Source organism: Eubacterium sp. AF19-12LB (assembly GCF_003479125.1).
Lineage (GTDB): Bacteria > Bacillota > Clostridia > Lachnospirales > Lachnospiraceae > Eubacterium_U > Eubacterium_U album.
On sequence record NZ_QUGP01000002.1, the window covers coordinates 147,544 to 171,622 of the forward strand.

21 protein-coding genes are annotated in these 24,079 nt (G+C 30.3%); all 21 read right to left on the minus strand.

Annotated elements, in window-relative coordinates:
• Nucleotides 1–29 precede the first annotated feature (29 nt).
• Nucleotides 30–284: a cell division topological specificity factor MinE gene (gene minE, locus DWX29_RS02355; RefSeq protein WP_022089605.1), complete on the minus strand. Its 255-nt coding sequence runs from the start codon at nucleotides 282–284 to the stop codon at nucleotides 30–32.
• On the minus strand, nucleotides 277–1,074 hold the full coding sequence (gene minD, locus DWX29_RS02360) for a septum site-determining protein MinD (RefSeq protein WP_022089606.1): 798 nt from the start codon (nucleotides 1,072–1,074) through the stop codon (nucleotides 277–279). The genes minE and minD overlap by 8 nt, the downstream gene beginning before the upstream one ends.
• Nucleotides 1,075–1,208: 134 nt before the next feature.
• The gene (locus DWX29_RS02365) at nucleotides 1,209–4,034 is read right to left on the minus strand and encodes a penicillin-binding transpeptidase domain-containing protein (protein WP_118565088.1); all 2,826 of its coding nucleotides are present in this window, start codon (nucleotides 4,032–4,034) and stop codon (nucleotides 1,209–1,211) included.
• Entirely contained in the window at nucleotides 4,024–4,557 is a 534-nt protein-coding gene (mreD, locus tag DWX29_RS02370) for a rod shape-determining protein MreD (RefSeq protein WP_022089608.1), read from the minus strand. Before mreD ends, DWX29_RS02365 begins: the two co-directional genes overlap by 11 nt.
• Nucleotides 4,558–4,569: 12 nt before the next feature.
• A complete protein-coding gene (gene mreC, locus DWX29_RS02375) occupies nucleotides 4,570–5,418 on the minus strand; it encodes a rod shape-determining protein MreC (RefSeq protein WP_022089609.1) in 849 nt (282 codons plus the stop codon).
• 17 nt (nucleotides 5,419–5,435) lie between these two features.
• Complete coding sequence (locus tag DWX29_RS02380; RefSeq protein WP_022089610.1) at nucleotides 5,436–6,467, minus strand: rod shape-determining protein; 1,032 nt, start codon at nucleotides 6,465–6,467, stop codon at nucleotides 5,436–5,438.
• A 26-nt stretch (nucleotides 6,468–6,493) separates the two neighbouring features.
• Entirely contained in the window at nucleotides 6,494–7,177 is a 684-nt protein-coding gene (radC, locus tag DWX29_RS02385; protein WP_118565089.1) for a DNA repair protein RadC, read from the minus strand.
• 139 nt (nucleotides 7,178–7,316) lie between these two features.
• Nucleotides 7,317–8,594, minus strand: coding sequence for a methionine gamma-lyase family protein (locus DWX29_RS02390; RefSeq protein ID WP_118565090.1), 1,278 nt, complete (start codon nucleotides 8,592–8,594; stop codon nucleotides 7,317–7,319).
• Nucleotides 8,587–9,534 carry a tRNA (adenosine(37)-N6)-dimethylallyltransferase MiaA gene (gene miaA, locus DWX29_RS02395; protein WP_118565091.1) on the minus strand — a complete coding sequence of 316 codons (948 nt, stop codon included), beginning with the start codon at nucleotides 9,532–9,534 and terminating at the stop codon, nucleotides 8,587–8,589. Before miaA ends, DWX29_RS02390 begins: the two co-directional genes overlap by 8 nt.
• Before the next feature lie 8 nt (nucleotides 9,535–9,542).
• The gene (gene mutL / locus DWX29_RS02400; protein WP_118565092.1) at nucleotides 9,543–11,633 is read right to left on the minus strand and encodes a DNA mismatch repair endonuclease MutL; all 2,091 of its coding nucleotides are present in this window, start codon (nucleotides 11,631–11,633) and stop codon (nucleotides 9,543–9,545) included.
• A complete protein-coding gene (gene mutS / locus DWX29_RS02405; protein WP_243053219.1) occupies nucleotides 11,634–14,276 on the minus strand; it encodes a DNA mismatch repair protein MutS in 2,643 nt (880 codons plus the stop codon).
• A gap of 1 nt (nucleotide 14,277) precedes the next feature.
• Nucleotides 14,278–15,684: a tRNA (N6-isopentenyl adenosine(37)-C2)-methylthiotransferase MiaB gene (miaB, locus tag DWX29_RS02410; RefSeq protein WP_118565093.1), complete on the minus strand. Its 1,407-nt coding sequence runs from the start codon at nucleotides 15,682–15,684 to the stop codon at nucleotides 14,278–14,280.
• Between the two features lie 10 nt (nucleotides 15,685–15,694).
• A complete protein-coding gene (locus tag DWX29_RS02415) occupies nucleotides 15,695–16,228 on the minus strand; it encodes a 5-formyltetrahydrofolate cyclo-ligase (protein ID WP_118565094.1) in 534 nt (177 codons plus the stop codon).
• Between the two features lies 1 nt (nucleotide 16,229).
• A complete protein-coding gene (locus DWX29_RS02420) occupies nucleotides 16,230–16,436 on the minus strand; it encodes a DUF896 domain-containing protein (RefSeq protein WP_022089618.1) in 207 nt (68 codons plus the stop codon).
• A 19-nt stretch (nucleotides 16,437–16,455) separates the two neighbouring features.
• Entirely contained in the window at nucleotides 16,456–17,643 is a 1,188-nt protein-coding gene (locus DWX29_RS02425; protein WP_118565095.1) for a hypothetical protein, read from the minus strand.
• 147 nt (nucleotides 17,644–17,790) lie between these two features.
• The gene (locus DWX29_RS02430) at nucleotides 17,791–19,368 is read right to left on the minus strand and encodes an FAD-dependent protein (RefSeq protein ID WP_118565096.1); all 1,578 of its coding nucleotides are present in this window, start codon (nucleotides 19,366–19,368) and stop codon (nucleotides 17,791–17,793) included.
• Entirely contained in the window at nucleotides 19,355–20,554 is a 1,200-nt protein-coding gene (locus DWX29_RS02435) for an NAD(P)/FAD-dependent oxidoreductase (RefSeq protein ID WP_118565097.1), read from the minus strand. The genes DWX29_RS02430 and DWX29_RS02435 overlap by 14 nt, the downstream gene beginning before the upstream one ends.
• 12 nt (nucleotides 20,555–20,566) lie before the next feature.
• A complete protein-coding gene (locus DWX29_RS02440) occupies nucleotides 20,567–20,890 on the minus strand; it encodes a hypothetical protein (RefSeq protein WP_022088420.1) in 324 nt (107 codons plus the stop codon).
• A gap of 48 nt (nucleotides 20,891–20,938) precedes the next feature.
• Nucleotides 20,939–22,603, minus strand: a complete 1,665-nt coding sequence (locus DWX29_RS02445) for a polysaccharide biosynthesis protein (RefSeq protein ID WP_118565098.1) — start codon at nucleotides 22,601–22,603, stop codon at nucleotides 20,939–20,941.
• A 13-nt stretch (nucleotides 22,604–22,616) separates the two neighbouring features.
• The gene (locus tag DWX29_RS02450) at nucleotides 22,617–22,994 is read right to left on the minus strand and encodes a cytidine deaminase (RefSeq protein WP_118565099.1); all 378 of its coding nucleotides are present in this window, start codon (nucleotides 22,992–22,994) and stop codon (nucleotides 22,617–22,619) included.
• 11 nt (nucleotides 22,995–23,005) lie between these two features.
• A complete protein-coding gene (locus DWX29_RS02455) occupies nucleotides 23,006–24,079 on the minus strand; it encodes a DUF3048 domain-containing protein (RefSeq protein WP_118565100.1) in 1,074 nt (357 codons plus the stop codon).

The window sequence follows — 24,079 nt, forward strand, 5'->3', positions numbered from 1 at the left end:
TTTTCTTTGAGCATAACTAAGTAAATATATTAAACCTTAACTTCTTTTATAGGTATGTTTGCAAAAAGATAAGGCTTTTTATCTTTTTCTATTTGTATTTTACAGTTTTCTTTATCAATTTCAACATATTTTGAAATAACATTTAAAATATCATTTTTAATAAGTTCCATTGTTTCAGGTGAACATCCCGCCCTGTCAGAAACTAAAAGAATTTTCAGTCTGTCATGAGCAATTTTTCCTGAACGTTTTCTTTTCCTGAATCTAAAATAATTTAGTCTAAACATTTTGAAAACCTCCTGTTAAATACTTTTTAAAGAAATTAAATTTTCTATTCTTATGATTCAACATTGGTACTTCTTCACCATCTATTCTTTTAGCAATATTCATAAAAATTTTAGATGAATATGAATTTGCCCCTGCAAGAGGTTCTCCTCTGTTAGTCGATATAACAATATCTGTATCATCATGAATCATGCCAATTAAATCAAGACTAAGTATCTCTGTGACATCATCAGTTGACATCATATCGCCTTTTTTCACTAAATCATTTCGTATTTTATTTACAATTAAATTGATAGGATATAGTCCTGCTTTATCTAAGAGACAGGACACTCTGTCAGCATCCCTAATTGCTGATACTTCCGGAGTAGTCACAATAATGGCTCTTGTAGCACCTGCAATAGCATTTTTAAATCCCTGCTCAATTCCTGCTGGACAATCAATTAATACATAGTCAAACTTTTGTTTTAATTCATTTGTAAGATTAATCATCTGATATTGGTTAATGCAAGACTTATCCTTGCTCTGAGCGCTTGGAAGCAAATAAAGATTTCTAAATCTTTTATCCCTTATTATAGCCTGCTTCAAGCGACAGTTCCCTTCAATCACATCAACAATATTGTAAACAATGCTGTTTTCTAAGCCCATTACTACATCCAGATTTCTAAGCCCTATATCTGTGTCTATAGCTATAACTTTTTTCCCTAATAATGAAAGGGAAACGCTCAGGTTTGCAGTAACGGTAGTTTTGCCTACTCCCCCTTTTCCGGAAGTTATTACTATTACTTCTCCCATAAAATCCTCCTCAATATACTTATATTTATTTTATTAATCATATGTTAAGTGTAATATTTTGTATATATTACTCTTTTGTATATTAAGAAGTCTTTTGTTATATATAGTAAAGCCATATTAGCTTTCTAACTAAATTAATCTCTAACGGCACTTGTTGAAGAAGAACTTTCAACATCTTTATTTACATCATCATCCGTTAATTCTCCAAGATAATATCTTACAACGTCCTTTGCTACTTCAGCAGAATCATGTGAAGAGTTACCAAACGGAATAACTGCTGAAATTGCCACTTTAGGTTTGTTATATGGAGCATATGCTACAAACAATGAATGTGCGTTTCTTTTTGAATTTTCTTCAGCAGTACCTGTTTTACCGGCAAACGCTATGTCTGTATCCTTGAAAGATTTTTCTATAGTTCCTTCTGTAATAACCATTCGCATTCCGGTATGAATAATATCCCATGTTTCACTTGATGCGTTTACAGTATTTGATAATTTTGCTTTATTTTTCTTAATTACATTTCCTGATGAATCAGTTATTTTATCAACTAAAGTTAGTTCGTAATTTTTACCACCGTTAGCTAATGTGGATATATATCTTGCAAGTTGTACAGGCGCATATGAATGACTACCCTGGCCAATGGCTGAATGGACAGCTGATTCTGTTGAAAATTTAGGGTCGCTTTCTGTTATTTCTACACCTGATTTCATGTCTAAGCCTAATTCTTTCGCATATACTTCAAGTTTTTTAAGTCCTGTAGCACTATCATATTTACCTGATGAAGTTGTTCCCAATTCATAACCTACTTCATAGAAAAATCCATTACATGATTGAGCAATAGCCTGCATTACATTCAAGCTACCATGTGCTGAAGGATATATCCAACATTTTGGATGTGGCGATATTTTATCAAACTCACCTTTATCAACGATAGTTCTATATCTTGTTATTGTATTATTTTCCAATGCTGTCATTGCAGTTACCATCTTAAATGTTGAACCCGGAGCTGATAACCCCTGAGTAGCTCTGTTATAAAGCGGTGAAGATAAATCATCTACAAGTTTAGCCCAATAATCAGCATCTACTGAACCGGAAAGCATATTATTATCATAACTTGGATAAGTTACCATAGCTAACACTTTACCGTTATTTGGATTAGTAACAACAACAGAGCCTGAACATGGATCCAAAGCAATCTGTGCCGGTGTAATATTTAATTTTTTAATCTGACTAATAATAAAATTATAAGATTCCGTTGATGTGTATGTTGATAATTTGTTATACCAATCACGGTCTTTTTCTAATACGCTCTGATCGTATAATAACATACATATTTCACAACCGTTTATTGTTCCATCATTAATTTTATATTTGAATATTAATTTACTAAATGATGCATTATTATCTATGAAATCTAAAATATAATTTACTATTACTTTATATGTTTCATCTGAAGTAATATATTGATTATCAATTTGTAATGCTGATATATTAATCCAGCTTTTGGATATAGCATATTTGATAAATTCATTAATACTGATATCTCCAGCTATATATTTTTTATAAGTTGCATCAGAACTATCTAAAGATGAAGAAATTAATACATTATCAGATTTTAATTCATCAAAAATATAATCATAATACTCTTTATATTCGTCTGATGAATCATTATATACTTCGCCCTTATCAGATTCTAATTGTTTCTTCAATCGACTCTTTACAACCTTTAGGGCATCAGAATATTTAGTATAAACTTTTGCTTCATTATTTGTTCGTTTCTTTTTTAAATCTTTTATGCTTAAAACATTATTATTTATTAACTGAAAATATACAGTTTTTGCTGCAATAGGATGCACATCGGAATCTTCCTGTTCTTTATCTGAAACATCCCTGTTAACAATCTGAGAAATTAAGACTGAAGCAATTTTTTTCTCAAGCATTTTATATGTGGCAATCTGTAATTTCTTATCAATTGTTAAGGTTACATCTTTTCCAACAGAAGAATCAGTTGATGAAACTGTACTTAACACTTTACCTGTAGAATCTACGAATATTTTCTTTTCTCCACGTACACCCTGCAATGTATCTTCCATAGCGGCTTCAATACCTGATTTACCAACATAGTCGCTAGAAATATAATCACCACCATTGTCATTGTATTCCTGTAATTCGCTTTCGGAAATTTTACCGGTATATCCTATCAGTGGAGCAAAATATTCACTATCAACATATCTTCTGATTGTTGTTTCAGCAACTGATACACCTGTAAGAATTGCTTCATTTTCATAAATCGCTGTCATTGTTTCTTTTGAAATATTTGTTGCAATAGTTGTTGCAACATACTTCTGGTATGAATTTTGGAATATGTTATATCTTATTGCAATAATTTTTAAAGTCATTTCCATATCGTAATCACCCTCTAAATCAAAGAAGGAATTTACACAATAGTCCATGACTTCTGCAGCTGAGGCATTAGAATAGTCAACATTACCTTTTTTCATCTTTTTACCAAATAAATTAGTCATAAATAAGGTTCTTGATGCATCTGATGTAAAATTAAACTCATAATTGCCATCGCTGTTAATTACAATTGGGAAATCATAAGATACTTTATCACCATATTTTTCAATTATTGTTATTGCATTATATACAATTTCATTTAATATTCCGTTTTTTTCATCGGAGCTGTCAATTTTATCTTCAAATGTAACGGCATAGCTTAATTCATTATAAGCTAATAATTCACCATTTGTATCATAAATATTACCTCTTGTACCTGGCGTGTAAACCGTCTTTTCAGCCTGCTGTACATAAGTATTCATATAGTAACTCTCGTTAATTATCTGTAAATCAAATAATCTAAAAAGAACAACTCCAAAAAGAACTGTTAATACCGCACCGACAATAAATATTCTTGATTTTATTATGTTATAAATCGTGTAGAAAAAATCACTTATCAAAACTTAATGCACTCCTTTGTTCTTTAGAAATTACCTTTTCATTTAATAAATAAAACAATTTATATACAATTAAAGCACAAAATGTTGTAATTATCATTTCAGGTAAAATTATCTTTTCAAAATAATATGGATAGTCTAACTTATTTCTTAAAAGCAATCTGAATCCATAGTAAACTGTGTTAAACATAAAATCATTTATAAAAACTAAAAGCAATGGCATAATAATGATTTCACTATAAAACCATCTTCTAAAGATTCCACTAAATAATCCGCAATACATGTAAATTAAAGCGTTAAATCCTATTACGTCACCATAGAAAACATCAACAAGTAAACCACATGCAAATCCAATGGCTATTCCTTTGTTGCTTCCACACATAAGTCCAAAAAAACATACAACTATCAGAAGAAGATTAGGTGTAGAGACTTCCTGAGGCAATGCAAGAGAAAATGCGTTTTGTAGCAAAAAGGCAACGAGAATCACTGCCGCAAATATTATGAAATTTCTTATTTTCTCTTTCATGCTTTTTCTCCTTTACATATCATCCTTTAACTGAGTAATTACCAATACTTCGTCTATATGTTTAAAATCTACAACAGGAATTATTTGTCCTGACTGTGTCAATTCACTCGAATCTAATTTAATATTTGTTACATAACCGACTAATATTCCCGGAACAAATTTGTCTGATATTTTTGATGTGACTACCATATCGCCTTCTGTAACCTTAGCATCTTTTAGTACTTCTGTTACATTCATAACACCATCATCCATAAGCTTTAAATCTCCACTTACAATTCCGGTATCACTTGTGTTGGCAAACGAAACACTTACACTACTTTCATCATCAATTATAGCTCTAACTTTTGCATAATCTTTACCGACGTCAGTAACAATTCCAACAAGTCCACCACCGCTTATTACATTCATATCTTTTTTTATTCCGTCTTTTGAACCTTTATTAATTGTAAAGATATCAAACCAGTTTCCGGAGTCTTTTCCAATTACATTGGCTGCAATTTTTTCGTAACTTGAATAGTCCTGATCTAACTGATATAAATCACGAAGTCTTTCAAGTTCATATTTATTTTGAGCTAACAAACTGTTTTCTTCTGTTAATTCGTTAACCTGACTTTCTAATTCTTTATTTTTCTTTGTAAGTTTTTTTACTGAATTAAAGTAATCTGCTTTATTAGTAAACCATTTACCAATGCCATTCATTCCATCCTGAAGAGGAACAACAATTGCACCGGAAACTATTTTTGCAGGTTTAGAATAATTTGAAAATATAGATGACAAAATTATGCTAAACACACAAAATACAGTTAGAACAAATATTAAAACTTTTGTATTTATATTTATAAACTTAGAAGGTCTTTTCATTTCTTTTTACCTACCTCTTAGTATTTATTTTCGCTTGGTGTATATAACAACTTTCTGTATTTTGAATCAGATATAATTTTTGAAATTCCTCTTACAACTGATTCACCGGGGTTTCTAACAACATTTACCTTTAAATCTGTTTCCATTTCTATTAGTTTACTTAAATTTGTAATCTGCGCTGAACCACCTGTAAGATATATTCCGGTGTCAATTATATCAGAAGATAATTCAGGTGGTGTACGTTCAAGTAACTGTTTTATTGAATCAATAATAGACGATAATACTTCTTTTATTGCTTCATATATTAAATCAGATGTAACCGTTCTTTCACAAGGAAGTCCTGTAATAATGTTTCTCCCAAATACATTACACATTTCATAATTATCATCTGATTCTTCATCATAAATTGCATTTGCAAGATTGATTTTTATTTGCTCTGCTGTTTTCATGCCAATCATAATATTATATTTTCTTTTTACAATATTACAAATTATTTCGTCAAGTTTGTTTCCGCCAATTTTTACAATTCTGCTAATTACAATTCCACCAAGTGATGTAACTGTAATTTCAGTTGTATCGGCACCGATGTTTACAATCATGTTCCCTTTAGCACTGTCAATATCAATACCAAGACCAACTGCATCTGCAATAGGTTTTTCTACTATCTTTATTTCTTTTGCTTTAATACTTGAGTCGTTAATAACATCATAAAAAGCTCTTTTTTCAACTTCAGTTATATCAGAAGGAACTGCAATACAGAATCGTCCACCTCTTACAATTTTAGGATAATTTAATTTAATAAACATCTTTTCTATAAGACTTTTCATGTTTTTAATATCTGCAATTACTCCATCCTTGATAGGAAAACTTACAACAATATTATCAGGAGCTTTCTCATACATTTCAAAAGCTCCATTTCCAATTGCAAAAACGTCCTTTTTATTTCGAATTGCTATTATATTTTTTTCATTTATTATAGTTTTAGTTTGTCCATTGAAAATCTTTAAATTACTTGTTCCAATGTCAATTCCATAAACATTCTGACTCATTTTATTGTCCTTCCAATTAACTTGATTTATATAATTCCTAATGCATTTAAGCTGGTAAACGATTTGTCTCCTATAATAATATGATCGAGAACAGTTATACCAATTAACTGTCCGGCTTCACATATTTTTTTCGTAGAAATAATATCATCTTTACTAGGTTCGCTGTTCCCGCTTGGATGATTATGTACAATTACGATATTAACCGCATTAAATCTTAATGCCTGAACAAATATTTCCCTTATTGAAAATAGAGACTGGTTTATTGTTCCTGATGTTATCATCATATCTTTTATCATTTGACATTTTGTGTCTAAATATGCAACGACTAATTCTTCTTTTTCTTTATGGCGCATGCTTTCCATATAGTATCTTGCAATTGTGTCAGGTCTTGAAAAATCAAGCTTATGAATTGCTTTCGTACATGCTATTCTTTTAGAAAGTTCTCCTATACACATAATCTGAATTGCTTTTACAGTTCCAATTCCCTTAAAGCTTGTCAATTCTTCAAATGTATAATGCATAATTGATAAAATATCTGTCTTATTTTCTTTTGTTATTATTGTTCTTGCCAGTTCCATAGAATTCAATTCTCTGTTTCCTGTTCTTAGAATAACAGCTAATAGTTCTTCATCACTTAAAAAGGCCGGTCCTTTTTCAATGCATTTTTCATAAGGTCTTTCATTAACAGGCATATCTGCAATTTTGTTCATATAAATACCTCCATTCATCTCTCCAAGTACAAATTGAGGTATCAAACAATAACTTGCTAATTTTAGATTTTATCACAATAAATTTTTAGTGTACACAATTAAATAATATTTTAAGTAAATTTAACCAAATTTTAACATTTTATAAAGAGACAATATTTTCATTTACTAACTGCTGCAAAGCCTTTAATATTCCAAATTTAGCATGTTGCCATGTAAGACCACCCTGAAAATAGACAGCATATGGAGGCTTAATTGGAGCATCAGCACTAAGTTCAATAGATGAACCGGATACAAATGCACCTGCTGCCATAATTACCTGTGAATCATAGCCCGGCATATCCCATGGTTCAGGTGTAACATGGCTGTCAATCGGAGCAGCTGCCTGAATTCCTTTACAAAAAGCGATTACTCCTTCAGGAGAGCCAAATGTAACAGCCTGAATGATATCGTATCGTTCTTCTGTCGAATTAGGAATTACATTAAATCCTAATCTTTCAAATACATTTGCTGCAAAAATTGCACCCTTTAATGCAGAAGCAACAACTGTTGGTGCCATAAATAATCCCTGATAAAATGTATGAATTACATCAAGGCTTGCACCAACTTCTTTTCCAAGTCCCGGAGTTGTAAGTCTATATGCACAATTTTCAACACATTCTTTGGTTCCACATATATATCCTCCAATAGGAGCTAATCCACCACCAAGATTTTTAATCAAAGAACCTACAACCATGTCAGCACCTACGTTTGATGGCTCAACTATATCTACGAATTCACCATAGCAATTATCTACCATTACAATGATATCTTTATTTATTTCTTTTACAAAATTAATTACCTGACCTGTTTTTTCAACAGAAATAGTAGGTCTTGTCTCATATCCTTTTGATCTTTGGATTCCAACCATCTTAACATCAGAAGTTATTGCCTTTTTTATGCCATCAAAATCAAAATCACCATTAGGAAGTAAATCTACCTGTCCATATTTAATTCCATATTCTGCAAGAGATCCTTTTGATTCTCTAATTCCGATTACTTCTTCAAGTGTATCATAAGGCTTACCAGAAATATAAAGTATTTTGTCGCCCGGTCGTAAATTTGCTGATAATGCGATCCCTAATGCATGAGTTCCACATGTAATCTGTGGGCGGACAAGTGCATCTTCTGTACCAAATACATCAGCATATACTTTTTCTAAAGTATCTCTGCCTATGTCATTATATCCATAACCTGTAGATACGCCAAGATGCGCTTCGGAAACCTGATTCTTCTGAAATGCTTTCATAACTTTTAATTGATTATATTCAGCTACTTCATCTATTTTTGCAAATCTATCTTTTAATTCATTTTCAATATTTTTTGTAAAATTATATACATTTTCATCTATTCCCAGATTTTTATACATTTCCTTAATCATTTTTAATTATATCCTTTTCCCTTAGTGTATTAATCATATATTTCAAAGTATCATCGATACTATCATAATCAAAATAGTTGACCATGGTCACATCTTTTTCCCTTCTAAACCATGTAAGCTGTCGTTTTGCAAAATGTCTGGTTTCTCTTTTTATTATTTCTTTAGTTTCATCTAAAGAATATTTACCATTAATATAATCAACAACTTCCTTGTATCCTATACCGTTCATGGAAACCAAACCTTTTGTATATCCCATATTCAAAAGGTTTTTGACCTCATTTACAAGGCCTTTATCAAACATAATATCAACTCTTTTATTTATTCTTTCATATAAAAGTTCTCTTTTATCATTTAACACAAAATAAACAAAATTATAAGGAGAAATATTTTGAGATTGTTCTTCATTATGAGTTGAAATTTTTTCACCTGTATTTTTATAAAATTCTAATGCTCTTATTACACGCTTTAAATTGTTCTTATGTATATTTAATGCAGATTCTTCATCTACTTCTTTTAACATATTATGTAAATAATCATTTCCTTTTTCTTTTGCTATATTTTCAAGTTCTTTTCTATAAGCACTGTCTATTTCTTCATCATTAAACTGAATATCATATAATACAGACTGAATATAAAATCCGGTACCGCCTACGATAATTGGAATTTTTCCTGCTTCATATATTTTGTCCATGTATTCTAACGTTTTTTCTTTAAATACATGAACGTTAAATTCTTCATCCGGTTCAAATTCATCAACAAGATAATGCTTTATTCCCTGCATTTCTTCTTTTGTTATTTTGGCAGAACCAATATCCATATGTTTATAAACCTGAATGGAATCAGCACTGATTATCTCTCCGTCAATTGCTTTTGCAATTTTTATGGATAATTCTGTTTTACCTACTGCTGTAGGTCCTGTTATAACAACTAACGGTTTCATATATACTCCTAAATTATTCGTTTAAACTTCTTTTCAAGTTCGTATTTTGATAATGAAATGATTGTTGGTCTTCCATGAGGACAGTTGAATGGATTTTCAAGTTTTAACAGTTGGTCAATTAAAGAATCCATTTCTGCATAACTTAATTTGTTATTTCCCTTAACTGCTGCTTTACATGACATTGACGCAATTTTTTCTGTTAATAGTTCAGAATTTAATTTTGTTGTCTGTTCTGACAAATTATCAATAAGGTTCATCAATACCTCTCTTGCATCTAATGTATATAAATCAGCCGGGATACCTCTTACTGCAAAATCCTGACCACCAAATTCCTCTATTTCATAACCTATTTCTCTGAAATTATCTATAAATTTTTCTAAAAGTTGTGCTTCAAGCATGCTTAGATTTAAAATTATAGGAGGATTAACCATTTGAGTGTTAATTTCTTTATTTTTTAAACCAGCCATAATTTTTTCAAACATAACTTTTTCATGAGCCGCATGTTGGTCAATGATATACATTTTATCTTCGTACTCAACAATCCAGTATGTATCAAATACCTGCCCTATTATTTTATGTTTTTTTCTTGCTGTATCTGTCAAGAAGTTATCTTCAAAAAGATTCATTGTCATATCTTTTGAAGTTTTTGGAACATCAAATCTGGTTTTAACATTTACGGCTTTTTCTTCTGGAATTAATGCGTTTTCCATATTAGATGTATTATCTAAAGATATATCTTCCTTAGTTATTTGATTCGACCCTTTGTTCCTAATAGTTACTGATATTTCTTTGTTATCCTGATTATTTTTTAGGAAATCTTTATTCTCAACTATAACATCAGTATTATTCTCAATATCATCGCTTACACCATTTATATTATCGCTATTATTAGTAATGTCTGACTTAAAATTACTATCCGATTGTTTTATATCAGATTGTTTGTTGTAATTTAATTCCTCTGAAATAAAATTATCTGATTTATTAACATCAGATTCAATGTTATTTTTTCTTTCAATCTCATCTGTTCTTTTTGTTTCAAATGGCTCAGGCACCTTTATAGCAATAGGAATATCCTCTTTTTCTTCTGTAAGTTTAACCTGTGGAATCTTCGGCTTCTCAATAATTGCTTCAGATAAAACTTCCACAATCCATGGATACAAATCTTTTCCATTTCTAAATCTAAGTTCCATTTTAGACGGATGAACGTTTACATCTAAAAGGTCTGAATTAATTTTCAAATGCAAGACTGTAAAAGGATATTTATGTTGCATCATAACAGGTGCAAACGCCTCTTCTATCGCTTTTGTTAAAATAGTACTTTTAATATATCTTCCATTTACAAAATAATTCTCAAATGTTCGGTTTCCTTTAGAAATTAATGGCTTTCCGATGAAACCTTTAAGATGTGCAAATTCACATTCTTCATTTATTTCTATTAAATTATTAGTTATTTCTCTACCATATATATTATAAATTACATCTTTCAAATTACCGTTTCCCGGAGTATGTAACTTAGGTTGTCCATTATTTATGAAATTAATGGCTATTTCAGGATGCGAAAGTGCTATCCTTTCAACAATTTCTGAAATATATCCGGCTTCAGTCTGAGGAGTTTTTAAAAATTTTCTTCTTGCAGGAGTATTGAAAAAAATATTTCTTACAAGAAATGTTGTTCCATCAGGAGCACCTATTTCTTCGAGTCCTTTTTCCTTTCCTCCTTCTATAGTATATTTACATCCAACAAATGAATCTTGTGTTTTTGTAATTAACTCTACCTGACATACAGCTGCGATACTTGAAAGGGCTTCACCTCTAAAACCAAGAGAAGAAACGACCATTAAATCTTCGACAGATTTAATTTTACTTGTAGCATGTCTCAAAAATGCAGTTTTAATATCATCTCTATCAATACCACATCCGTTGTCTGTAATTCTTATAAGTTTAGTGCCACCATCTTTAATTTCAACACTAATTTTATCAGCACCCGCATCAATTGAATTTTCCATAAGCTCTTTTACAATCGATGCCGGCCTGTCAATTACTTCTCCGGCAGCTATTTGATTAATTGTATTTTGATCTAATAATTTAATATTGCTCATTTACCATCTATTCCTTAATTTGTTCTGTATTTTATACAAATGATTTAAAGCATCTATTGGTGTCATAGTTCCTAAATCAAGTTCTTCAATTTCAGTGATAATATCATCTTCTTTTACTGTATCAAACAAAGACATCTGATGTAGTTCAACATTATCATTTACTCCTTTTATGGAATTTCCGGGAGTCATATTTGCGGCAATTTCCTTTGCTTTAGCTGTTATATCTGCATTTGATAATTCAGCAACAAGTTCTTTTGCTCTATTTATAACACTATCAGGAACACCGGCTAATTTGGCAACCTGTATACCATAACTTTTATCTGCTCCGCCCTTAACAATTTTACGTAAAAATACAATATTATCGCCCTGCTCTTTTACGCTGATGCAATAGTTATTTACACCTTTCATAGTTCCTTCAAGTTCAGTTAATTCATGATAATGAGTTGCGAATAATGTTTTTGCACCAAGTAATTTTATATCACATATATGTTCAACTACCGCCCATGCAATACTTAATCCATCAAAAGTACTTGTTCCTCGGCCTATTTCATCAAGAATCAACAAGCTTTTTGGTGTTGCATTTCTAAGGATATTAGCAACTTCTGTCATTTCAACCATAAAAGTACTTTGACCGCTTGCTAAATCGTCAGATGCCCCTACTCTTGTAAATATTTTGTCGCACACGCCTATATTTGCACTCGTTGCCGGAACAAATGAGCCAATCTGAGCCATAAGAGTAATAAGTGCTGTCTGTCTCATATATGTTGATTTGCCGGCCATGTTTGGGCCTGTAATAATTGATACACGATTATTATTCATGTCTAAATATGTATCATTAGTTACAAACATACTGTCAGGCATCATTTTTTCAACGACAGGATGTCGGCCGTTTTTAATATCTATAATACCTTTTTCATTTATGTTAGGTTTAACATAATTATTATGTTCAGCAACATATGCTAATGAAGCAAATACATCAATTTTTGCTAATGCTTTTGCAGTAGTCTGTATTCTAACAACCTGCGATGATATCTCATCTCTTATTTCACTAAATAAATTATATTCTAATGAAAATAATTTATCTTCTGCACCTAATATTACATCTTCTAATTGTTTTAATTCATCAGTTGTGTATCGTTCTGAATTGGTCAATGTTTGTTTTCTCACATAATAATCCGGGACTAAATCCTTATACGAATTTGTAACATCAAGATAATATCCAAATACTTTATTGTATTTTATTTTAAGTCCTTTAATACCTGTCTTTTCTTTTTCTTTAGTCTCAAGTTCTGCAAGCCATGTTTTTCCTTCTGTTTTAGCTTTTCGTAATCTGTCAACCTCTTCATTATATCCTTCTTTAATAATTCCCCCCTCTTTGATATTAATTGGTGGATCTTCGTTTATTGAATTGTCTATCAATGAAGTTATATCATCTAAAACATCTAATTCTTCTGTAATTTCTTTAAAAAGAGGACTCTTAAAATCCTGTATTACCGTTTTTATATGTGGCAACATTTTTAAAGAATTAAGCAAAGCTATTAAATCTCTTGGATTAGCTGATTTATATGCTACTTTACTTATAAGTCTTTCTAAATCGTATATTGGAGAAAGATATTCTCTTAATTCATCTCTTGTAATTAAAGATTTATTTAATTCCTCGATTGCTTTTTGTCTTTTTATAATAGATTCTTTATCAATTAACGGCTGTTCTATATAGCTTCTTAGCATTCTTGCACCCATAGCCGTTTTTGTCTTATCGAGTACCCATAAAAGAGATCCTCGTTTTTGTTTTTCACGTAATGTTTCACATAACTCCAAATTTCTTCTGGTAGAAGTATCTAATATCATAAATTTATTCGTTGAATAAGGAATTATCTGAGTTAAATGAGATAGTGAGTTTTTTTGCGTTTCTGTTAAATACTGCATTAGAGCACCGGCAGCATTTGTTCCAACATCATAATTATCAATTCCTAATGCTGATAAATCATAAACCTTGAAATGATCAGTTAATGCTTTTTTACACATATCATCATCAAAATACCATGATTCTAACTGGAATAATGTGATATTTAATCTGTTTTTTAAATCGTCAATATCAATTCCTGTAAGTAAAAATGCATCATTGCATATTATTTCACTTGGCATGAATTTATAGATTTCATCAAGTAATGCCCTGTTGTTTTCAACTTCAGTGACAAAAAAATCTCCTGTTGTAATATCTACAATAGCTATTCCAAAACAATTTTCCACACATACAATAGACATTAAATAATTATTTTTAGTTTCATCTAATGCAGATGTGTTTAGATTTGTTCCGGGAGTAACAATTCGGACAACTTCTCTTTTTACAATTCCTTTTGCTGTTGCAGGATCCTCGACCTGCTCAACAATCGCAACCTTATATCCTTTTGTTACAAGTTTGTTTAAATAAGAATCTACAGCGTGATAAGGGACACCACACATTGGCGCCCTTTCTTCTAAGCCGCAGTTTTTTCCTGTTAAAGTGATTTCAAGTTCTTTTGATGCTGTAATAGCATCTTCAAAAAACATTTCATAAAAGTCACCTAAACGGTAAAAAATAATGCAATCCTTATATTGTTTTTTAGTTTCTAAGTATTGTTGCATCATTGGTGTAATACTCATATTATGCCTCTATTTCTCCAAAATAATAAAATCCTTTGGCTTTTAGTAATTTAACTTTTAATTCCTGACCAATTAAATCCTTAGTTCCCTTAAAATGAACTACCGTGTTGTTGCTTAATCGTCCTGTAATTAATTCAGGGTCATGGCTGTTTACTTCTTCTGCCATAACTAATTGTGTTGTTCCTTCATATTTGGCAGTTTTCTTTGATGATATTTCATTTACAACTTTTAAAAGTCTGTCAAATCTATCTTTAACTACATCCTGTGGAACCTGATTTTCCATTTCTGCAGCAGGTGTTCCCGAACGCTTTGAATAAATAAATGTAAATGCACTGTCATATTGAACTTTCTTAACAACATCTAGTGTTTCATTAAAATCTTCTTCTGTCTCACCGGGAAAACCAACAATGATATCTGTTGAAATTCCAATATCAGGAATTGCTTTTCTTAATTTATCTACGATTTCAAGATAATGCTGTTTGTCATAATGCCTGTTCATTATTTTTAATAAACGGTCGCTTCCTGACTGTAATGGCAAATGCATCTGCTTGCAAATTTTTTTAGAATGAGCCATTACATCAATTAATTCATCAGACAAATCCTTTGGATGACTCGTCATAAATCTAACTCTCTTTAGACCGTCTATTTTTTCAATTTCCTGTAAAAGCTGTGCAAATGTCATTGGATTTTCTAATGTCTTACCATATGAATTAACATTTTGACCTAACAACATTATTTCAACTACACCTTCACTAACTAATTTCTTGATTTCATTAATTATATCTTCAGGTTTTCTGCTTCTTTCCCTTCCTCTAACATATGGTACAATACAGTAACTACAAAAATTGTTACATCCATACATTATATTAACTCCGGATTTAAAACTGTATTTTCTTTCACTAGGTAAATCTTCTACTATTTCTGTTGTACCCTGCCATATATCAATTACAGATTTTTGACCTGAAAGTCTTTCATATAATAATTCTGCTAACTTAAAAATGTTATGTGTACCAAAGATTAAGTCAACAAATTTATAACTCTTTTTGATTTTTTCAACAACATGTTCTTCCTGCATCATGCATCCGCATAAACCTATAATCATATTGCTGTTTTCTTTTTTTAATTTTGATAAATATCCTAATCTTCCGTATATTTTTAAATTAGCATTTTCACGTACAGTACATGTATTATAAAGTACTAAATCAGCATGTTCATCTTCTGTTTCTTCATATCCGATTTCATTAAGAATACCTATAAGTTTCTCTGAATCTTTGAAATTCATCTGACATCCAAATGTTGCTACACATGCCTTTAATTTTCTTCCTAATTCTTTTTCTCTATTAGAAATTATTTCTTTACATTTAGCTATGTAATAAGCCTGCTTTTCTGTTTCATTTACAAAATTCACTTTATTTCTCCTAAACTATCTCATTTGTTATTATGGTATCTAAATTGATATCATTTTCATGCTGCTTAAGTTCATCCACAATTTGAAAATTAAACCCTACACCGATTTTATATGTATCTATATTTTTTAAATATCTGTCATAAAAGCCTGCGCCATATCCAATTCGCTTTCCTTCTTTAGTAAATGCAAGTCCCGGAACTATAACAATATCCGGTTTAGGTGCAATATTATCTGTGACAGGTTCAGGTATTTTCATATAGCCTTTTTTTAACTGGTTAAAATCAGTAATTGTATAAAATGTCATGTCGTTTCCAATTACTTTTGGAAGTGCAAGAATTTTACCTTTATTTAAGCAGTCACTCATAAGCATTGTCATATCAACTTCATTATTTACACTACAATAGCAGTAAACAACTTTACTGCTATTATAAATTTTGCTATTTATTATTGTATTATTGATTTCCAAATTATAAAGTTCAAATTTTTGGTAATCAAGAGATAATCTTTTTTGCTTTATTTCTTTTCTAAGAATGTTTAAATCCATTTTAATGTCCTTTAGGTTTTAAATCCACAATTGTTCCATCGGGATTTTTAATTTTTACATTTTTTAATTCACCTTTTAAATTACCAATAACAGCCATTCTATATTCTGTACGCAACTGTTCCTGTTCTTTCTTTTCACTGTCAGTTAATCCTTCTGCTTTAGATTTTCTTGCCAATTCATTTATTCTCTTTATTTTCTTCTGATCCATTTTTTCTTTTCCTTTTATTTTATTTTAGAAATATATATGTAGTATCACTATTTGCCGCGATTGCACCAATAAAATACCCTTTTTCTTCAAGCAATACTTCTGTCGAAGGGAATTTCTGAATTGCAACATATTCATATTCTTTGCCAAATAAAGGCTTTTTTTCATTGACACTTGCAATGAGATTATTATTAATGAAAACTATCTTTTCTTTATTACTGTAAACTGCATCAACCTCGTTAGTCTCTAAATTAAGAAATTGACTTTTAGAATCTTTGTCAATTTTAACATATGGTGTTCCGTTAATTAATATAGCATTTGCTCTTGTTGAACTTCCGGTTTTTGTTTTGTTAATACATGTATATTCTTCTTTGCTTTCAAGATTATAAAAGCAAATCGTTTCTTCATCCTTATTAAAATCGAATGTAGAATATAACAAATAATTATTCTGAACCTCCGCAAATACTAATGTAGTATCATAGTATGCCTGGGCTATTGACGGTATAACCATATGTGTCTGTTCAAGTAATAAATCCGATATAAATTGCTGAATGTTTATTACCATTAAAGTTTCAACAGCTACTTCTTCTTTTTCGAGTAAATCATGCTTATTCTCATCAAATAAAGAGTATCCTGTTTTCATAATACATGAATTTTCGTTATATGGAATCATAAATTCAATTCCATTGTTAATTAAATTTTCATCGTTGATTTTATATTGCTTATTATCTACAAAATTAAATAAAATAGATGAAAAATCAAAAAATCCGGCATAATTATCTTTATAATTTCCTCTTGGAATTGCCCTTTGTATTATTAAATTAGATTCATTTAATATATATATTTTTATTTGTTTTTTATCAGGATATAGATTTAAATTATCCTTTAAAGTAATTATTTTTAAATATGTATCATCAATATAATTATATTTAATTATATTTAAATTGTAATTTCCATCATATTGATCATCGAATTCAGTAAAATAAATATAATCTGACTGAAACTGACAGTCTGTAATATTAAAAACCTGTAGTTTTTCGCTTCTTGGAAGAATTTCTTTTCTTATATTATCTTCTAAATGATACACGAAATAGTGTACTTTTTTAATATTGCTAAACTTACTATCTTCATATTCTTTTTCAAGAATTATATCATCTTTTAAATGAATTCCATTAAAATATTCTGATTGGGCTAAAAATCTAATGTTCATTATGACTCCTCACGCGTTTATATAACGAAATTTTTACAAACTAAATCATACTACAAAATTGAAAAAAGGTCTATATTTTCATTCTTAGATATGTATAACTCAAAATTGCAAACCTTTAATCTAAATATAATTGTTCAAATAATAATGCTATGGTCTGAATTCAGAAATAATCGATTCAAACACCTTTATACCATCAATAGCTGCACTTGTAATGCCTCCGGCATAACCTGCCCCTTCACCACAAGGATAAACACCTTTAAATACTGATTGAAAATCGTCTTCTCTTATAATTCTTACAGGTGATGACGTTCTGCTTTCAATCGCCGCAAATACAGTATCTTTATTATCAAATCCCTGTATTTTCTTGCCAAAATATGGCATTGCCTCTTCTATTGAATCGCAAATATATTTAGGTAATACATTTTTTATATTCGCAAAAGAATATTTTCCTTTTATGTCAGGAATAACATTTCCAAATTCATGACTGATTTTGTTATTTACAAAGTCACCATATAGTTGAACAGGAATTGCACCTTTTCCTTCATTAAATGCTTTTTCTTCTAATTCACGTTGTAAATACATTCCTGCTAATGGATGTTTACTTTCAAAATCATTTGGAGTAATAGTTGTAACTATCGCACTGTTTGCATTTTTACCATCTCGAGCGCTATAACTCATACCATTGACAGCTAAACGTTTATCTTCAGAAGAAGCATTAACCACGCATCCTCCAGGACACATACAAAAAGAATATACGCCTCTTTTGCTCTTTGTATTGTATGTTAATTTATATGGTGCAGCAGGCAAACCTTCACAATTATCAACTCCATATTGTGATTTATTTATCATATCCTGTAAATGCTCAACACGAACACCTATTGCAAATGGTTTTTGTTCCATTGGAAATGATTTGTTATATAGCATTTCGAAAGTATCTCTTGCACTATGACCTATAGCCAAAATACATATTTGACTCTGAATTTTTTCTGAATTATTGATTTCTAAATTATAAAAACCACCTTCTTTTTCGATGTTAGTAAGCTTACTTTCAAACAATACTTTTCCACCAAGTGATTCTATTTCTTTTCTTAAGTTTTTTACAACAATTTGAAGAATATCTGTTCCTATGTGAGGTTTTGAATCATACATGATATTTTCGGGTGCACCACATTTTACAAATGTTTCCAGAACAAAATTCTGACGACCGTTTTTATCTTTAATTCCTGTGTTTAATTTTCCATCAGAAAAAGTTCCCGCGCCACCTTCTCCAAATTGAACATTTGACTCTGTATTTAATTTACCGGTTTTCCAAAATTCTTCAACATCTATAATTCTACTGTCAACATCCTTGCCTCTTTCAATTATTATAGGATTATAACCTGCTTTTGCTAAAAGATAGCCACAAAACATTCCGGCCGGGCCAAATCCTACAACAACAGGTGGATTTTCTATTTTTTTATTACCCGTAACATTGTATATGTATTTTTCTTCTTTTTTTACAATTGAAACATCTTTAGGTAATTTTTTTAAATTGTATTTATTTAACTCTAATTGAACAGCATATATATATATTGGTGATTTTCTTGCATCAATTGATTTTTTTATAATTTTATATGACACAAGGTTGTTTTTTTGTGTATGAACTTTTTTAAGTGCTTCCTTAACAACATCATCTATACTATGCTTAACATTCATCTTAATTTGATTAACTTTAATTTTTATCATATAAACAACTCTTTCCTGCAATTGCACCGCTTGACCATGCAAATTGTAAATTATAACCGCCACATAAACCGTTAATATCGACCACTTCACCTGCGAAATACAAGTTTTTTACAAGTTTAGATTCCATTGTTTTAGGATTTATTTCTGATAAATCAACTCCTCCACACGTAACCTGAGCCTGTTCGTAATCTCTCGTATCTATTGCTTTAAATTCAAATTTTTTTATAAAATTTATTATATTTGAAATAAAGTATTCAGAATCTTTTTTACATTTATTAACTACTATTTCATAAATACCATTAGCTATTTTTGACGGTAACATTCCTTTTAAAGCATATAATACACTTTTTCCGTTATCTTTTTGTGTAATAATAAATTTTTCTATATCCTCACTCTTAATATCAGGTAAATAATCAACTGTTATTTCAACATCTTTTTCTAAATTTATAGCTCTGGAAATATAATTACAGCAATTAAATATAGGAATTCCTGATAAGCCATAATCAGTAAATTGCACTTCTCCGGTTTCCTTATATACTGATGCTCCTTCTATAAAAGCTGTTACAGTTGCTTTAGTTCTTACGCCTGCAAAAGATTTACAGATTTTATTTTTGCATACAATTCCTGTTAATCCGGGAACCTGTTCAATTATATTATGGCCAAACATTTTTGCATAACTGTATCCACTTCCATCAGAACCGGTTTTTGCAGCAGACTTTCCACCAGTTGCAATTATAAGCTTGTCGGCTATAATTTCTTTATTATTACCCTTAATTATAAATTTATCATCTTTTCTATGCATTCTTGTAATATGAAAATCAGTAATTAATTTTACATTTCTTTTATACAATTCACTTTGCAATACATCAATAACAGATGCTGCCTGCTCACTCATAGGATAATAATATCCATTTTTATCTTTTAACATTAAACCGCAATTATAGAAAAATTGTTTTGTATCATCGACAGAAAATTCGTTTAACACTACATCTGCAAAGTCCTGATTATTATATTTTTCTTTTGAAACTGATTCATTAGTCAAATTGCATTTTCCATTACCGGAGATTCTTATTTTAGAACCTATTTTTGATGTGTGTTCTAAAATAAGAATCTCATTATTTTCATTTGCTACATTTATTGCAGCCACCATTCCTGCCGCTCCGGCACCGATTATACATATTTTCATTGTAAATATTCCTCAACTGGTATTAGCCTCAAGAAATTTAAATAATTCTTCTGCTGTATCAAAGTAAAAACCTTCAGCTAAAACATCCTGCTCTTTTTTTGACAAACTGGACACTGGTATTTCTGTGGATGCAACAACAGTTGCTCTATCATTTTCAAATACTACAATGTATCCTTCCACTGATTGCAACCAATAGCCTTCTTTTTCTATTACTTTAGCATTAGTCTGAGAATTATTCTTCTTTGATTGTTTATCTGTTCCAATATTATATCCAATTACAAATGTTGCAACAATTACAGCTGCAACTAAACAAAAAATATATGCACGCTTGTTCATAAATAAACTCCTTTGCATATATTTTTTACCGTTTTATATTTTTATATACTACAGCAGATGAATTTTTTTACATATTTTAATAATCATAGTTCCTTTTGGAACAGATTCCAATTCATTTTCTGTAACAATTTTCGTTTTAATAACCATAATTCCATATACTGCAATAGCTACACATATAGCGATTAACGTTGATATTGTATTACTTCCGATTAATTTATGGAATAATAAATAAACTAAATAACAACATATAGACATAATTACCGATGAAATTATAGGTTTAACAAATGTATTTTTTATTTCCTGTGTATAGCCTGTATAATTTTTTATTGAATATGAATTTAATACACATACAGTCATTGCAAATGTGAAATCACCTATTACAACAGCGTATATTCCTAATTTGAATACAACGAGTAATAAAGGCAAAATAACTAAATGAATACCTAATGAAATTGCTGAATTCTTAATAGGAACATTCAATTTATCAATTCCCTGTAATATTGAATTACTGATTGTTGATAAAGAAAATGCCGTAACTGTAAATACACTAAACATCATCATGTAAACAATCATATCATTACTCAAATTAGGAAATAGCATTTTGTTGATTGGTCCACCTAATACTGATAATCCAAAGCCACAAGGCAGGGCAATTATCATTGAAAATTTAATTGCTGAATCTATTTTATTATTTACAATTAGTTTATCACCGGCAGCATATGAACGAATCATTGACGGTACAATTGCTGCCGCTAATGCAGATGCAATAGCTATTGGCATAGTAGTAAGTACTCTATACTGTGAGCTGTATACACCCCACAATGCTAATCTTGCATCTTCTTTTAAGCCAAATTTCAACTCCATAATATTCTGGAAAATCGGATTATCCAACAAGTTGCTAATGTTATAAATTGTTGTACTTATGAGCATTGGTGTAATTGTAAATATAATCATTTTTGTTATTCTACTAAATGAATCCAATGCGCCTTTATCCTGCTTTGAAATATCAGCCAATATATCCGACTTTCTTTTTAAGTAGATAATAATCAGGACTAAAAGAGCTGTAGCCGCACCAAGGCATGTACCTAAAGTTCCACCTGCAGCACCATATGATATTGCATTTGCTTCTGCTTTACTTTCTGATAACATTGTAGAAACAGAGTATCCATAATTTAATAATTCGTATGCTGCAAACACACTTACAAAAGCATTTACAATCTGTTCAAATATCTGAGAAATCGCAGTTGGCACCATATCTCCAAGTCCCTGCATATAACCACGGAAAACTCCTAAAATGCATGCTATTGTTAATGTAGGAGCTAATACCTTTAATGCTCTTCCGGCTGATGGAGCATGATAAAATGTTGAAGCAAGCCATTCTCCGCCAAAAAATGCAATTAATCCACATATAACACCAATTACAAGCCCGTATATTAATGCTCCTTTAAAAATTCTGTGAGCATTATTATTTTCATTTCTTCCTAATTTTTCAGAAACAAGCTTTGAGACTGCAATAGGCATACTTTGTGATGATAATAAAATTAAAATATTATACACATCATAAGCCGTGCCATAACATCCCATGCCTTTTTCACCTAAAATATTAGTTAAAGGAACACGATATATTAAACCTATAACTCTTACTAATAAACCTGCTACAGCTAAAATACTTCCTTGTAGAAGAAAGCTGTTTTTTATTTTTTTCTTTGACATTGAAATCTCCTAATTACATACGAAAACTTTCCGGCATCAAGTCAGAAAGTTTGTATTCTCTTATTTCCTTATCATTAGTTACAACAATTATTCCATTTTCATCCATAAATTCTGTCATAACCTGTCTGCATATTCCGCATGGATACGCAAAATCGTGCGTAGAGCATACAATTACTATTTTGTCAATTTTTGTATATCCATCTGATACAGCTTTGAAAATAGCACATCTTTCAGCACATATAGTTGCACCGAAAGATGCATTTTCAATATTACATCCCATGTAAATTTTTTCACCACATAAAGCAACTGCCCCTACATTAAATTTGCTGTAAGGTGCGTATGAATTTTTCATTGCCTCATATGCTTTTGATATCAACTCATCATTACTCATAATACTCACTCTTATTTTGAAATTTTTACATTATCAGAATATTCATTCTGAACCATGCAAATCCATGTTTTACCATCATTTAAAACAATTTCATTTCCTGATTTATCTAAATATGTAGTTCTTCCAAGCTTGTCTGATTTATTCCAAGTAATTTTTTCAGCCTTACCGTTTGTAATATACCAACCTTTTCCTGAGCCTGTTAAAGTCATATCCAAACTCTTATTATCAGGATAAAGAGTAGCGTTAACATACTGAATAATTATATTAGAACAAGACAGCTGTTCATTATTCTGATCATCAATGTGTGCTTTTCCATATTGGAATCTCTTATATAATCCTGTAGCTGCATCATATTCAAACCAAGGTTTATTTATCTGGTAACCAAGTTCTACTTTATTGGCAATCTTTTCGCTTGCTAAATCTACTTTAGTTCCCTCATCAGCAAATTGGAAATGTGAACTGTAATCTTTTTTGTATTTTTTTCTATAGCCTAATTCTTTAATTCCCTTTTTAATTCCTGCACCATCAATAAAACAGTTATGTGGTGCAACTCTATCTGTTGTTCTAAAGAAAATGCTATTTGCAACAGACTGATATGAACCTACATTATCAATCTTATCGCTTTTTAGAAAATCAAGTGCATATTTAGACTGTCCAAAATGAACATAGATAGCATCCCATTCCAATGCAAAATAACAATAATAAATTCTGCAGCTTCTTATTGAACCAATCTTTTTAAGATCATCGTAATTTTCAAAAATACCCATTATACGTGTTATGCATCCTTCAACAGGTGCTTCATAGCATACACTTGCATTGCTAAGTCCTGAATGAGGAATTGCATTTATAATGTTATTGTACATTACGGCAACAGGTCTTCTATTACCAATTTTTTCATCTACATATTCACCGGTTAATTTACTTCTTACCTGTCCGATATGTGAATTGTCGACAGTTGTTTCTTCAATTGTTGTTTCTTCAACAGTTGTTTTTTCTTCTTTTTCAGTTTTCTTTCCTTTGCATCCTGTTACTAAAATCATGGCTACTATGATTAATGTTAATGCTGTTAGTATCTTTTTTTGCAT

What these genes read in the sequence shown, in the direction of transcription:
- DWX29_RS02420 (WP_022089618.1), bottom strand. Translation starts at nt 16,436, where the DNA reads ATGGATCAGAAGAAAATAAAGAGAATAAATGAATTGGCAAGAAAATCT.
- DWX29_RS02430 (WP_118565096.1), bottom strand. Translation starts at nt 19,368, where the DNA reads ATGATAAAAATTAAAGTTAATCAAATTAAGATGAATGTTAAGCATAGT.
- miaA (WP_118565091.1), bottom strand. Translation starts at nt 9,534, where the DNA reads ATGAAACCGTTAGTTGTTATAACAGGACCTACAGCAGTAGGTAAAACA.
- mutS (WP_243053219.1), bottom strand. Translation starts at nt 14,276, where the DNA reads ATGAGTATTACACCAATGATGCAACAATACTTAGAAACTAAAAAACAA.
- DWX29_RS02440 (WP_022088420.1), bottom strand. Translation starts at nt 20,890, where the DNA reads ATGAACAAGCGTGCATATATTTTTTGTTTAGTTGCAGCTGTAATTGTT.
- DWX29_RS02390 (WP_118565090.1), bottom strand. Translation starts at nt 8,594, where the DNA reads ATGATTAAGGAAATGTATAAAAATCTGGGAATAGATGAAAATGTATAT.
- DWX29_RS02450 (WP_118565099.1), bottom strand. Translation starts at nt 22,994, where the DNA reads ATGAGTAATGATGAGTTGATATCAAAAGCATATGAGGCAATGAAAAAT.
- DWX29_RS02445 (WP_118565098.1), bottom strand. Translation starts at nt 22,603, where the DNA reads ATGTCAAAGAAAAAAATAAAAAACAGCTTTCTTCTACAAGGAAGTATT.
- DWX29_RS02415 (WP_118565094.1), bottom strand. Translation starts at nt 16,228, where the DNA reads ATGGATTTAAACATTCTTAGAAAAGAAATAAAGCAAAAAAGATTATCT.
- DWX29_RS02455 (WP_118565100.1), bottom strand. Translation starts at nt 24,079, where the DNA reads ATGCAAAAAAAGATACTAACAGCATTAACATTAATCATAGTAGCCATG.
- mreC (WP_022089609.1), bottom strand. Translation starts at nt 5,418, where the DNA reads ATGAAAAGACCTTCTAAGTTTATAAATATAAATACAAAAGTTTTAATA.
- DWX29_RS02435 (WP_118565097.1), bottom strand. Translation starts at nt 20,554, where the DNA reads ATGAAAATATGTATAATCGGTGCCGGAGCGGCAGGAATGGTGGCTGCA.
- minE (WP_022089605.1), bottom strand. Translation starts at nt 284, where the DNA reads ATGTTTAGACTAAATTATTTTAGATTCAGGAAAAGAAAACGTTCAGGA.
- mreD (WP_022089608.1), bottom strand. Translation starts at nt 4,557, where the DNA reads ATGAAAGAGAAAATAAGAAATTTCATAATATTTGCGGCAGTGATTCTC.
- mutL (WP_118565092.1), bottom strand. Translation starts at nt 11,633, where the DNA reads ATGAGCAATATTAAATTATTAGATCAAAATACAATTAATCAAATAGCT.
- radC (WP_118565089.1), bottom strand. Translation starts at nt 7,177, where the DNA reads ATGAACAAAATTGCAGATATGCCTGTTAATGAAAGACCTTATGAAAAA.
- DWX29_RS02425 (WP_118565095.1), bottom strand. Translation starts at nt 17,643, where the DNA reads ATGAACATTAGATTTTTAGCCCAATCAGAATATTTTAATGGAATTCAT.
- minD (WP_022089606.1), bottom strand. Translation starts at nt 1,074, where the DNA reads ATGGGAGAAGTAATAGTAATAACTTCCGGAAAAGGGGGAGTAGGCAAA.
- DWX29_RS02380 (WP_022089610.1), bottom strand. Translation starts at nt 6,467, where the DNA reads ATGAGTCAGAATGTTTATGGAATTGACATTGGAACAAGTAATTTAAAG.